The sequence below is a fragment of the Polaromonas sp. P4_F6 genome, assembly GCF_056401275.1.
Genome location: NZ_JBFUJQ010000004.1, coordinates 14,145 through 25,677, shown reverse-complemented (window position 1 = coordinate 25,677; position 11,533 = coordinate 14,145). Strand labels below are relative to the sequence as shown.

The following is an 11,533-nucleotide window of genomic DNA, read 5'->3' as shown; positions in this document are numbered from 1 at the left end:
GGCTCAGCTCGACAGCAGCTTGTTGGCCTGCTGCTCGTTGTTCTCGGCGGTCTGCAGGGTCTTCATCTGCATCTCGAAACGCCGCGCATTGGAAATCATCTGCACCATGGCCTCGACCGGGTTGACGTTGCTGCCTTCCAGCGCGCCGGTCTGCAGGCGCACATCCGGGTCGGCCTGCGGCGCGGGCCGGCCGGCCTGCATGCGGAACAGGCCGTCGTCACCGCGCACCAGGTCGGCCGCGGCCGGGTTGACCAGCTTGAGGCGGCCGACTTCAGCCGCGCCCACGGCCGGGTCGCCCGCGCCTAGGGCGGTGAGCACACCGTCGCCGCCCACCACCAGCGCGGAGCCCGGCGGCACCACCAGCGGGCCGGCGTCGCCCATCAGGGGGCGGCCGCCCTGCGTGCTGACCTGGCCCTCGGCGCCCACCTGCAGGTTGCCCAGGCGCGTGTAGGCTTCGCTGCCGTCGGGCATCTGCACCGTCAGCCAGCCCTCGCCGCGCACCGCGACGTCCAGCGGCCGGCCGGTCTGCATCAAGGGGCCGGCGCTCATGTCGGCACCCGGCGTGGTCGCCACCACCAGCGCGCGCGTGCCCATTTCCACGCCGACCACGGGCACGGCGCGAAAGCTGTTGATCTGCGCGCGAAAGCCCGGCGTGGACACATTGGCCATGTTGTGGGCCACCGAAGCCTGCTGCTCCAGCGCCTGCTTGGCACCGCCCAGGCCTATGTAAATCATCCGGTCCATGCTGTTCCTTGCTTCTTACGTCCGATGCATCAATGCGCCGACATCAGCGCATGTTCACCAGGGTCTGCATGACCTGGTCCTGAGTCTTGACGGTCTGCGCATTGGCCTGGTAGGTGCGCTGCGCGATGATCAGGTTGACGAGCTCGCCGGTCAGGTCCACGTTGGAGGCCTCGACCGCGCCCGAGGCCAGCGCGCCCAGCTTGGTGCCGCTGCCCGGCGAGCCGGTCAGGGGCTGGCCCGATTCGGCGGTCTCGGCCCAGACGTTGTCGCCCTTGGGCTGCAGGCCGTTGGGGTTCACAAAGGAAGACAGCACGACCTGGCCCAGGGTCTGGGTCTGCTCGTTGGAGTACTTGCCGGTGATGGTGCCGTCCTCGTTGATCGCGAAGGCCGTGAGCTGGCCCGAGGTGAAACCGTCCTGCGTGAGCTTTTTCGGGTCGTTGACGTTGCCGAACTGGGTGGAGCTGGTCAGGTCCATGGTGAACGTCATCGCGTTCGCGCCGTTGGCGAAGTTCAGGCCCGCGAAGTTGATCTTGCCGCCGACCAGCGTGGTGGGCGCGCCGGGGATCAGGTTGCCGTTGCCGTCAAAACCCAGGGTGCCGGTGGCCAGCGGCGCGCTGTTGGCTACCACCGGCGGGCCGGCCGGCGTGGGCGCGGCGATCATGCCGCCGGTCGCGTTGAGCGGGTAGCCGTCGGCCGTGGCGTAGACGCTCCAGGCGTTGGGGCCGGTCTTCACGAAGAAGGTGTTGATCTCGTGCGAGTTGCCCAGCGAGTCGTAGACCTTGACCGGGTTGGAATAGCTGTAGGTGGCCGAGTTGTTGGCGTCGAACGGCGTGGCGGCGGGCACCGTGCTGCGCGAATCGAGGTTGTACTGCGAGACGATGCTTTGGGTGGCCTTGGGCGCCATGGCCGCGGTGGGCAGCTGCAGCGGGCCGGGCGTGCCGCCGGCCACCGTGCCGTTGGCCGAGCGCTGGTAGCCGGTCAGGCGCAGGCCGCCCGCATTGACGATAAAACCGTCGGCATCCTGGTCGAACTGGCCGTTGCGCGAATACATGATCTCGCCGCTGGGGCTGGCCATGCGAAAGAAGCCGTCACCGTTGACGATGGCGACGTCCAGCCCGCGCGTGCTGCTTTGCACCGCGCCGGCGCTGAAGTTCTGCACCACGGCCGCAACCCGCGTGCCCAGGCCGACGCGCGAGCCCGCATAGACGTCGGAGAACAGCGTGTTGCCCGACTTGAAGCCCACCGTGCCCGAGTTGGCGATGTTGTTGCCGATGACGTCGAGATTGCTGGCGGAGGCGTTCAGGCCACTCACCCCTTGTGCGAAACCCATGGTGTTTCCTTTTTATTCAGTTGATTGCTTGCGGTTAAAGGGAAATGGGGCGGCTGCCCCGGGGCCGTCAGGCCGCGACCTCACAAAAAAATCAGAGCACCTGCCGGACTTCGTCGAGCCCGGCCTTGCGGCCGCCGCCCAGGTCCAGCGAGGCACCGCCGTAGACCTGCGCCACGCTGGCGACCTTGGCATAGGTCAGCGCCAGGGACTGCACGTCTTCCTTGCCGGCCTTGGCCGTCACGCTGAGGCTGTAGTTGCCGTCGGGCACGGCGGCGCCGGTGTCGCTCTTGCCGTCCCAGTCGACCATCTTCACGCCGGCCGGCAGCGCGCCCAAATCGAAAGTGCGAACCACCTCGCCGGCCGCGTTCTTCACGCTGACCTTCACCGCGTCGGCGGCGCCCGCCAGGTCTATGCCGAATTTTTCCGGCACGCCGTCCTTGACCACCGCCTCCTTGCCCGGCACCAGCACGGTGCGGCCTATCAGCGCGGCCGACTGCAGCACCTGGCTGGCACCGCTCTGGGCCAGCAGCGACTGCACCGCGCCGTTGAGTTTTTCAATACCGCTCACGGTGCTCATCTGCGCGAGCTGCGAGGTCAGCTGCGCGTTGTCCAGCGGGTTCAGCGGGTCCTGGTTGTTCAGCTGCGTGACCAGCAGCTTGAGGAAACGTTGCTCGCTGTCGGCGGCGGAACCCTGCTTCGAGGCCAGGGCGTTCAGCGTGCTCGCGGGGTCGGATGCGGCGGGGGCGTTCACGGCCATGAAAATTCTCCTGTGGGGGCAAAGGGATGGCGCGGCGTTTACTGGCCGACGGTCAGGGTCTTGAGCATCAGCGTCTTGGCGGTGTTGAGCACCTCGACGTTGGCCTGGTAGGAGCGCGAGGCCGAGATCATGTTGACCATCTCCTCCACCGGGTTGACGTTGGGCATGGCCACATAACCCTCGGCATTGGCGGCCGGGTTCTTGGGGTCGTGCACCAGGCGAAAGGGGGAGGCGTCTTCAATGACACGCGAGACGCGCACGCCGCCTATGGCGTCACCGGGCACGGGTGCGGTTTCAAACACCACCTGGCGCGCGCGGTAGGGCAGGCCGTCGGGGCCGGCCACGCTGTCGGCATTGGCCATATTGCTGGCCGCCACGTTCATGCGCTGGGACTGCGCCGTCAGGGCGGAACCGGCAATCGCGAAGATGCCGCTGGAGCTGTTGAAATCCGGCATGGGTGCAAACCTGGTTTGTGTGGGGTGTAAGGGGATTACTGGGCCGCCGCCAGCAGCGACTTGATCTTGGCGCCCAGCAAGGTCAGGTTGGCTTCGTAGCGCATGGCGTTGTCGGCTACGTTCATGCGCTCCGACTGCGCCGTCAGGGCGGAACCGGCAATCGCGAAGATGCCGCTGGAGCTGTTGAAATCCGCCATGAGTTGCAACCTTGTTGTGGTGTGTGAGGGGTGGGTTACTGGGCCGCCGCCAGCAGCGACTTGATCTTGGCGCCCAGCAGCGTGAGGTTGGCCTCGTAGCGCATGGCGTTGTCGGCGAAGTTGACGCGTTCCATGTCCATCTCCACCGTGTTGCCGTCTATGCTGGACTGCGCGGGCGTGCGGTAGAGCAGCTCGTCCGCGCCCGAGGCGCGCGCCTCGCCGGGCAGGTGGCGCGCCGACGTGGTCGACATGGTCATGGACATGGACTGGCGGCCGCGCTCCAGCGCGTCAGTGAGCCGGCTGCTGAAGTCGAAGTCGCGCGCCTTGTAGTGCGGCGTATCCGCGTTCGCGATATTGGCCGACAGCACTTCCTGCCGCCGCGCCCTGAGGCTGAGCGCCTCCTGGTGGAAGCGCAGCGCTGAATCCAGTTTGTCCATCATTGCCTTTTCTCCGTGCTTGGGCACCGCGCCCGCGCAGTGCCGCCTTTGAAAAATTGTAGGAATTGCCTGCTTTTTTAATCAGCGGAACAGACGGCGTTTAGCCGGCCAATTCAGGCCTTGCCGGCGGCGCCGCAGGCTTTGTCGCAGCTACGCATTGCACTACCGGCGGACGTTTTTCAATCGGATGAACAGCAGGCCGATTGCCGCGCATTTCAGGCCTTGGCTTGTGCTGCCGATTTCTAGAATCTGTGGAAATCTGCGGATAAAAGAAATTCATATCCACAGATTTCGCAGATTGACGCAGATGAAAACCATCATGATGAAAGTCATGTAGCCAGCGTGCAGAGATAGGGATGAAATTTTGCGTACAACCGCTTTCTCTTCAATCTGTGGAAATCTGCGTAATCTGCGGATAGAAGAATTTCATATCCACAGATTTCGCAGATTTACGCAGATGAAAACCATCATGAAGAAAGTCATGTAGCTGGCGTGCAGAGACAGGGATGAAATTTTGAGTACAACCACTTTCTCTTCAATCTTGGAAATCTGTGAAAAACCCTCTCAAGATGCCCGCGCCTAGCCTGGTCCTGTTGCTCGCCGGCCTGGCCGTTCTCAGCCTGCCGGCGCGCGCCGCGGGACCGCAAGCCGCGCCGCTGGCCGGCAACGCGCGTCCCGTGATAGAGCGCTTTTTGCAGGAGCAGGCTGCGGGCCTGCCCGGCCAGGTGGTGGTCAGCATAGACACGCCCCTGTCGGGCGCGCTGCCGCCCTGCGATGCGCTTGAGCCTTTTTTGCCGGGCGGCGCGCGGCTCTGGGGCCGCGTGTCTGTCGGCGTGCGCTGCAACTCGACCCAGCCCTGGACACGTTATGTGCCGGCCTATGTGGCCGTGCGCGGCAATTACTACGTCGCGGCCAGACCCATCAGCGCCGGGCAAGTGCTCACTGCGGCCGATGCCACCTTCCGTGAAGGCGACCTCGCGGCCCTGCCGCGCGGCGTGGTCACGGACCCGGCGCAGTTTGACGGCGTGACCGCCCTGAACACCATTGCCTCCGGCGCACCGCTCAGGCGCGAATCGCTGCGCGCCGCCATCGCGGTGCAGCAGGGCCAGGCCATACGCCTGCGCACCCGCGGCCCGGGTTTTACCGTCAGCACCGAAGGCAAGGCCATGAGCAGCGCCGCGGTGGGCACCCTGGTCCAGGTCAGGACGGCCGGCGGCCAGCTGCTCAGCGGCATTGCCCTGGCGGACGGCACGGTGGAGCGGGTTCACTGAATTTTTAGGAATGAGCCCTAAAGTTTTCATCCAGGCGGCCGTTAGAACGATCAGATCCCCCTGAGGAATACCCCATGAATATCCAGAAAACCTTCACATTCCTCAAGAATGTGGCCGACAGCGTGGCGCCCGCCGCCACCCGCGAGGGCCGGCCCGCATCGGCCGCGCCTGCCCCCACAGCCCTGGCGCGCCCGGTCTCGCCGGCGCCGCTGCTGTCCAGCCAGTCGGACTTTGACGCCGCGCGCGTGGCCCGCATCCGCGAAGAAATCAGCGCCGGCCGCTACCAGGTCAATACCACCAAGATCGCCGACGGCCTGCTGGCCACGGTGCGCGACCTGCTGGGCGAAGAGCCCCAAAAATGAGCAGCGCGCTGGCCGGACTGCTGCACCGCGAACATGCGGCGACAGGCTTGTTCCTGGAACTGCTGGGCCTGGAAGCCCAGGCCATGACCGAGGGCCTGTTCACCGAACTGCCCGGCCTGGCCGAACGCAAGTCCCAGCTGGCCGAACAGATCAGCGCCATAGGCCGCCAGCGCGAGGCGCTGCAGCAAGGCCTGGGTTACGGCCCCGGCCGCAGCGGCGCCGATGCCGCGGCCGCCGCGGGCGATGCCGTGCTCAAGACCGCCTGGCAACAGCTGCTGGCCCGCGCCGCCGAAGCCCAGGCCATGAACCACCGCAACGGCGTGATGGTCCACACCCACCTGGACTTCACACGCCAGACCCTGAATTTCCTCAAGGCCGGCGGCCAGCCGCTCTACGGGCCGGATGGGACGCACCAGTCGGGGGGCAGTGGGAATCGGCTGGGGGTTGGCTGACCCTCCCTCTGCTCCATCCCCCGCTGAGGGAGGGCCGGGGCTTGCTCCGGCTGGGCGCGCTCTCCCCCTTATCTCCTTCTCCTCTCTTCGTCTTTCTGCTTACTCTGCTGAGGGTGGCTGGCCGGGGGTAGCCCGGCAGCTACTCACTTTTCTTTTGCTTCGCCAAAAGAAAAGTAAGCAAAAGAAAAGGCGACCCTGGTTGCTGCGTCCCTCCGCTTCGCTGCGGGCAACCTGCGGTGCTCGGTCCAGCCGGGGTCTGGCTAAACTCGCCTTCGGCTCAGACAACGCCAGCCCTTATCCGTCTGGCCCTGCGCTCCTCGGCGCATCCACAAGGGGTGGGGACAAAAATACCAATACCGAATACCTGAAGAAACAAGGACACGCCATGGCGTGTCCTTGTTTGTATTGGTCTTCTTTGTCTTTTGGTATTCGGTTCCCGCTCCCGATTGCCCCGTCCTGGCTGGGCCGAGCAGCGCAGACGGAGGAGGGATAAGGGCTGGCGTTGTTTGAGCGAAGCGCAGCGTAGCGAGTTTAGCCAGACCCCCTCCGTAGTCGAGCAGCGCAGGTTGCCCGTAGCGAAGCGGAGGGACCCAGACTGCGGGTCGCCTTTTCTTTGGTGACTTTCTTTTGGCGAAGCAAAAGAAAGTTACTTGCCGCCGGGCAACCCCCGGCCAGCTGAACTAAAAAAAGGAAAGAGGAGGATGAGGAGGAAGAGCGCGCAAGACCGGGGCAAGACCCGGCATTAAAACGTTTCCCAGCTCCCGCCACCCGCCATGGCCAGATCGCCCGTTGCCGGTTTGCGCGGCGCGGCAATCGCCTCGCGCACTTGCGGCGGCTGTTTGGGCGCCGCGGGCCGGGCCACGCTGGCGCGCGGCTGCTGCGCAGCAGGCTCGTGCCCACCATGGACCTTGAACACACTGACCACCTGCGACAGGCTGCTGGCCTGCTCTTGCAAGGAGGACGCCGCGGCGGCCGCTTGTTCAACGAGTGCCGCGTTCTGCTGCGTGACCTGGTCCATCTGGGTGATGGCCTGGTTGATCTGCTCTATGCCTGAGGTCTGCTCCTGGCTGGCGGCGGTGATCTCGGCCATGATGTCGGTCACCCTCTTCACGCTGTCAACGATCTCGTCCATGGTCTTGCCGGCTTCGGCGACCTGCTTGCTGCCCTCTTCGACCTTGTCGACCGAATCGCCAATCAGGGTTTTGATCTCTTTGGCCGCCGCCGCGCTGCGCTGGGCCAGGTTGCGCACCTCGGCGGCCACGACCGCAAAGCCCCTGCCCTGCTCACCGGCACGGGCGGCTTCAACAGCGGCATTGAGCGCCAGGATATTGGTCTGGAAGGCAATACCGTCAATCACGCCAATGATGTCGACAATCTTTCTGGACGATGCATTGATCGCGCCCATGGTGCCCACCACTTCGGCCACCACGCTGCCGCCCTTGACGGCCACACTGGATGCGGAGACCGCCAGCTGGTTGGCCTGGCGTGCGTTGTCGGCATTTTGTTTGACGGTACTCGTCAATTCCTCCATCGACGCCGCCGTCTCTTCAAGCGAACTGGCCTGCTGTTCGGTGCGTGATGACAAGTCATGGTTGCCGGCCGCGATCTGGCTCGAAGCCGTCGCAATCGTGTCCGTGCCGCTGCGCACATTGCCGACGATGCCGAGCAAGTTGTCCTGCATGGTCTTCAAGGCCTGCAGCAGTTCGGCGGCCTCGTCGCGGCCCGTGCTATGCACGGGCTGGGTCAGGTCGCCGTCGGCGATAAAACGCGCGCTGCGGGCCGCCTGGCGCAAGGGCCCGGTGATGGAGCGGGTCAGCACCAAGGCCGACGCGGCGCCCAGGAGCAAGGCCAGCACCGCGCCCACGACCAGGATCAACCGGCCCTGGGCCGCGTTCTCTTCGGCGCGCACCAGCGCGGCGTCGTACAGCGTTTGCTGCTGCTCCTCGAGTTTGTGGATGCTCTCGCTGTAGGCCTCGGCCAGGGGCTTGAGTTCGCGCTCCAGCACGGCGGTGACGTCTTCCCCGGCCTGCCGCCGCTTGAGCACGGCGGCGCGCGGCGTGCGGTAGGCCTCGCGCGCGGCGTCTATGCTGGCCAGGAGCTTCTTGCCCTCTTCCGTATCGACCAGTTCGACCAGGCGCTTGCGCGAGGCATTCGAGATTTCCGAGGTCTTGTCCATGTCGGCCTGCCACATCGGGATGCGGCTGGTGTCGGCGTCCATGATGGAGGCGCGTGTGCGTATCCAGTTCAGGTCTATGGTCTGGCGCCATTGCACCGCCATCTTGAGCTTTTCGTTGTCGATGGTGCCCAGCTGGTGGGTGGTCTCGGCCAGGCCCTGCAGGCGCCAGACGCCGGTGGCGGAAATCGCCGCCATGATAAAAAGAAGCAGGCCGAAAGCCAGCGCCAGGCGGCTGCCGACCTTGATGTTGTTGAGTGACATGGGTGCGAACTTTCAGGGTTTGAAGGGCTTAAAGCGTGGCGCGCTCTATCAGCGCCATGTCGCTGCTGGACATGAGCTTGTCGATGTCGACCAGGATCAGCATGCGGTCGTCCAGCGTGCCCAGGCCTATCAGGTATTCGGTGTCCAGCAGCGCGCCCATCTCGGGCGCGGGCCTGACCTGGTCGGCGTCCAGCGTGATCACGTCCGAGACGCTGTCCACCACCATGCCCATCACGCGGCTGGCGATGTTCAGGATGATCACCACGGTGAACTGGTCATAGCTGGGCGTTCCCAGATTGAACTTGATGCGCATGTCCACGATCGGCACGATGATGCCGCGCAGGTTGACCACACCCTTGATGTGCTCGGGCGCATTCGCGATGCGCGTCACCGTGTCGTAGCCGCGCAGCTCCTGCACTTTCTGGATGTCCACGCCGTACTCTTCCTGGCCCAGCCTGAAGGCCAGGAACTCCAGCGCCTTGCCGGCCGCCGCGGAGCTGTTGTTTGTCTCGTGCATTTGCATTCCTTTGGAATCAATGGATATCAGTGTCTATCGGCCGGCCATGGTGAAAACTTAAGTTGGCGTTTTCCCGCCGCGTGCTTCGAATAAAGGTTATCGAGCGATGCGGGCGGGAAATAGGGCGATCAGCGCGGGGTTATGGCCTTAGATTCTTGGACGCCGGGTCTTGCTCCGGCGGGGCGCTCCCATCCTCCCCTCCTCCTCTTGTTCTTCCTTCATCTCTCTCTGCCGAGGGCGGTTGGCCGGGGGTAGCCCGGCGGCTACTCACTTTTCTTTTGCTTCGCCAAAAGAAAAGTAAGCAAAAGAAAAGGCGACCCTGGTTGCTGCGTCCCTTCGCTTCGCTGCGGGCAACCTGCGGTGCTCGGTCCAGCCGGGGTCTGGCTAAACTCGCCTTCGGCTCAGACAACGCCAGCCCTGATCCGTCTGGCCCTGCGCTCCTCGGCGCATCCACAAGGGGTGGGGAAGGAATACCAATACCTGAAGAAACAAGGACTCGCCACGGCGAGTCCTTGTTTGTCTTGGTTTGTTCTTTGGTATTTGTCTTCTATCCCCGATCCCGATTGCCCCGTCCTGGCTGGGCCGAGGAGCGCAGAGACAAGCGGATAAGGGCTGGCGTTGTTTGAGCGGAGTGAAACGCAGCGAGTTTAGCCAGACCCCGCTTGGCTCGAGCACCGCAGGTTGCCCCGTAGCGCAGCGTAGGGGACCCAGACTGCGGGTCGCCTTTCTTTTGGGTACTTTTCTTTGGCGAAGCAAAGAAAAGTACCTCGCCCGCCGGGGCGAGACCCGGCCAACTGAACTTAGAAGGGGAAGGAGGAGGATGAGGAGGAAGAGCGCGCAAGACCGGAGCAAGACCCGGCTTAAAACGTCTCCCAGCTGCCGCCGGCGACGGCCAACTCGCCATTCGCAACCGCGGCCTTGCGCGAGGCCGCAATCGCCTGGCGCGCTTGGGGCGGCTGTTTGGGTGTGGCGGCCGGCCTGCTGGCGACCGGGCAGCGCGCCGGAGTGACGTGCCCGCCCTCGACCTTGAACACGCTGACCGCTTCCGAGAGGCCGTTGGCCTGCTCTTGCAGCGAAGACGCGGCGGCGGCCGCTTCCTCCACCAGGGCGGCATTCTGCTGCGTGACCTGGTCCATCTGCGTGATGGCCTGGTTGATCTGCTCGATTCCCGAGGTCTGTTCCTGGCTGGCGGCGGTGATCTCGGCCATGATGTCGGTCACGCGTTTGACGCTGTCGACGATCTCGTCCATGGTCTTGCCGGCTTCGGCGACCTGGCTGCTGCCCTCTTCGACCTTGCTGACCGAATCGTCGATCAGGGTCTTGATCTCTTTGGCCGCTGCCGCGCTGCGCTGGGCCAGGTTGCGTACTTCGGCGGCCACCACGGCAAAGCCCCTGCCCTGTTCACCGGCACGGGCGGCTTCCACGGCGGCATTCAAGGCCAGGATATTGGTCTGGAAGGCAATGCCGTCGATCACACCGATGATGTCGACAATCTTGCGCGAAGAGGCATTGATCGCGCCCATGGTGCCCACCACCTCGGCGACCACGCTGCCGCCCTTGACGGCAACACTGGACGCGGAGACCGCCAGCTGGTTGGCCTGGCGCGCGTTGTCGGCATTCTGTTTGACGGTGGAGGTCAGCTCTTCCATCGAGGCCGCGGTCTCTTCAAGAGAACTCGCCTGCTGCTCGGTGCGCGATGACAAATCATGGTTGCCGGCCGCGATCTCGCTCGATGCGGTCGCAATCGTGTCCGTGCCACTGCGCACATTGCCGACTATGCCCACCAGGCTGTCGTTCATGTCTTTCAGCGCCTGCATCAGCTGGCCGGTTTCGTCTTTGCTCTCGACCTCAATCCGGCTGGTCAGGTCGCCGGCGGCCACCGCGCGTGCGACCTGCACCGCATTCGACAGCGGCCGGGTGATGCTGCGCACCAGCAGCCAGGCCAGCAGGGCGCCCAGGCCCAGCGAGAACACGCTGCAGACCACCAGCAGCAGGCTGATCCTGGCGCGCAATGCCTCGCCGCGCTGCGCCGCGTCGTCCAGCAGTTCGCGTTCGGTGTCCACCATCTTCTGCACGCCGGCCAGGTAGTCGCGCGAAGTCGGCTCAAAACGTTCGTTGAAGATGCGGTTCGCGCCCTCCATGTCGCCCGCCTGCTTGGCCTTGCTGACGTCCTCGCGCGCGGCCAGGTAAACCTTGCGCAGCTCGCCGACCTTGTCGAAGAGCTGTTTTTTCTCGGGCGTGTCCATCTGCTGCTCGAGGAATTTCTGCAGCTCGTTGGTGTTCTTGATCGAGGTCGCCGACGCCGGTGCGAAATAGGCGACCAGGCCGACATCGCTGCTCTTGGCGATGGCCGCGGCACGCTGTATGCCCGCGGTAGTGTGGCGCAGCCAGTCGGAGCCGGCCCGCTCGGTCTTGATGTTCTTCTCGACCATGGCCTTGATTTCCTCGCCCAGCTGGCTGAGCTTGAGGACGGCCAGCACGCTGCTGGTCACAAACAGCGCGAGAATGAGGCCGACCACGACGGCCAGGCGCTTGCCGATGGAGAGATTGCCTAAAAACATGATGGGAACTCCA

The 11,533-nt window shown here is 64.6% G+C and carries 12 protein-coding genes; 3 read left to right on the top strand and 9 right to left on the bottom strand.

Annotated features, from left to right (window positions below; all coding sequences use genetic code 11):
- Window positions 1–3: 3 nt before the first annotated feature.
- From AC1DUN_RS11820 to flgB, 6 genes are all read right to left on the bottom strand, one after another.
- Window positions 4–744, bottom strand: coding sequence for a flagellar basal body rod protein FlgF (locus AC1DUN_RS11820; protein WP_477714119.1), 741 nt, complete (start codon window positions 742–744; stop codon window positions 4–6).
- Window positions 745–787: 43 nt separating this feature from the next.
- A complete protein-coding gene (gene flgE, locus AC1DUN_RS11815; RefSeq protein WP_477714118.1) occupies window positions 788–2,074 on the bottom strand; it encodes a flagellar hook protein FlgE in 1,287 nt (428 codons plus the stop codon).
- A 91-nt stretch (window positions 2,075–2,165) separates the two neighbouring features.
- Complete coding sequence (locus AC1DUN_RS11810) at window positions 2,166–2,831, bottom strand: flagellar hook assembly protein FlgD (protein WP_477714117.1); 666 nt, start codon at window positions 2,829–2,831, stop codon at window positions 2,166–2,168.
- A 38-nt stretch (window positions 2,832–2,869) separates the two neighbouring features.
- A complete protein-coding gene (gene flgC, locus AC1DUN_RS11805) occupies window positions 2,870–3,286 on the bottom strand; it encodes a flagellar basal body rod protein FlgC (RefSeq protein WP_477714116.1) in 417 nt (138 codons plus the stop codon).
- 35 nt (window positions 3,287–3,321) lie between these two features.
- Entirely contained in the window at window positions 3,322–3,483 is a 162-nt protein-coding gene (locus AC1DUN_RS11800) for a hypothetical protein (protein WP_477714115.1), read from the bottom strand.
- 35 nt (window positions 3,484–3,518) lie between these two features.
- Window positions 3,519–3,923, bottom strand: a complete 405-nt coding sequence (gene flgB / locus AC1DUN_RS11795) for a flagellar basal body rod protein FlgB (protein ID WP_477660913.1) — start codon at window positions 3,921–3,923, stop codon at window positions 3,519–3,521.
- A 566-nt stretch (window positions 3,924–4,489) separates the two neighbouring features.
- Here flgB and flgA point away from each other — a divergent pair.
- The 3 genes from flgA to AC1DUN_RS11780 all read left to right on the top strand — a co-directional run bounded on the left by flgA (window position 4,490) and on the right by AC1DUN_RS11780 (window position 6,005).
- Entirely contained in the window at window positions 4,490–5,191 is a 702-nt protein-coding gene (gene flgA, locus AC1DUN_RS11790) for a flagellar basal body P-ring formation chaperone FlgA (protein WP_477714114.1), read from the top strand.
- 74 nt (window positions 5,192–5,265) lie between these two features.
- On the top strand, window positions 5,266–5,553 hold the full coding sequence (gene flgM / locus AC1DUN_RS11785; protein ID WP_477660911.1) for a flagellar biosynthesis anti-sigma factor FlgM: 288 nt from the start codon (window positions 5,266–5,268) through the stop codon (window positions 5,551–5,553).
- The gene (locus AC1DUN_RS11780; protein ID WP_477714113.1) at window positions 5,550–6,005 is read left to right on the top strand and encodes a flagella synthesis protein FlgN; all 456 of its coding nucleotides are present in this window, start codon (window positions 5,550–5,552) and stop codon (window positions 6,003–6,005) included. The genes flgM and AC1DUN_RS11780 overlap by 4 nt, the downstream gene beginning before the upstream one ends.
- Before the next feature lie 742 nt (window positions 6,006–6,747).
- Here AC1DUN_RS11780 and AC1DUN_RS11775 read toward each other — a convergent pair.
- From AC1DUN_RS11775 to AC1DUN_RS11765, 3 genes are all read right to left on the bottom strand, one after another.
- The gene (locus AC1DUN_RS11775) at window positions 6,748–8,442 is read right to left on the bottom strand and encodes a methyl-accepting chemotaxis protein (protein ID WP_477714112.1); all 1,695 of its coding nucleotides are present in this window, start codon (window positions 8,440–8,442) and stop codon (window positions 6,748–6,750) included.
- A gap of 28 nt (window positions 8,443–8,470) precedes the next feature.
- Window positions 8,471–8,959, bottom strand: a complete 489-nt coding sequence (locus tag AC1DUN_RS11770) for a chemotaxis protein CheW (RefSeq protein WP_477714111.1) — start codon at window positions 8,957–8,959, stop codon at window positions 8,471–8,473.
- An 860-nt stretch (window positions 8,960–9,819) separates the two neighbouring features.
- Window positions 9,820–11,520: a methyl-accepting chemotaxis protein gene (locus AC1DUN_RS11765; RefSeq protein WP_477714110.1), complete on the bottom strand. Its 1,701-nt coding sequence runs from the start codon at window positions 11,518–11,520 to the stop codon at window positions 9,820–9,822.
- Between the last annotated feature and the right edge of the window lie 13 nt (window positions 11,521–11,533).

Excerpts from the sequence above, each read along its gene's own strand:
- AC1DUN_RS11775 (WP_477714112.1), bottom strand. The coding sequence starts at position 8,442 with ATGTCACTCAACAACATCAAGGTCGGCAGCCGCCTGGCGCTGGCTTTC.
- AC1DUN_RS11810 (WP_477714117.1), bottom strand. The coding sequence starts at position 2,831 with ATGGCCGTGAACGCCCCCGCCGCATCCGACCCCGCGAGCACGCTGAAC.
- flgM (WP_477660911.1), top strand. The coding sequence starts at position 5,266 with ATGAATATCCAGAAAACCTTCACATTCCTCAAGAATGTGGCCGACAGC.
- AC1DUN_RS11800 (WP_477714115.1), bottom strand. The coding sequence starts at position 3,483 with ATGGCGGATTTCAACAGCTCCAGCGGCATCTTCGCGATTGCCGGTTCC.
- AC1DUN_RS11765 (WP_477714110.1), bottom strand. The coding sequence starts at position 11,520 with ATGTTTTTAGGCAATCTCTCCATCGGCAAGCGCCTGGCCGTCGTGGTC.
- flgA (WP_477714114.1), top strand. The coding sequence starts at position 4,490 with ATGCCCGCGCCTAGCCTGGTCCTGTTGCTCGCCGGCCTGGCCGTTCTC.
- AC1DUN_RS11770 (WP_477714111.1), bottom strand. The coding sequence starts at position 8,959 with ATGCACGAGACAAACAACAGCTCCGCGGCGGCCGGCAAGGCGCTGGAG.
- AC1DUN_RS11780 (WP_477714113.1), top strand. The coding sequence starts at position 5,550 with ATGAGCAGCGCGCTGGCCGGACTGCTGCACCGCGAACATGCGGCGACA.
- flgC (WP_477714116.1), bottom strand. The coding sequence starts at position 3,286 with ATGCCGGATTTCAACAGCTCCAGCGGCATCTTCGCGATTGCCGGTTCC.
- flgB (WP_477660913.1), bottom strand. The coding sequence starts at position 3,923 with ATGATGGACAAACTGGATTCAGCGCTGCGCTTCCACCAGGAGGCGCTC.
- AC1DUN_RS11820 (WP_477714119.1), bottom strand. The coding sequence starts at position 744 with ATGGACCGGATGATTTACATAGGCCTGGGCGGTGCCAAGCAGGCGCTG.
- flgE (WP_477714118.1), bottom strand. The coding sequence starts at position 2,074 with ATGGGTTTCGCACAAGGGGTGAGTGGCCTGAACGCCTCCGCCAGCAAT.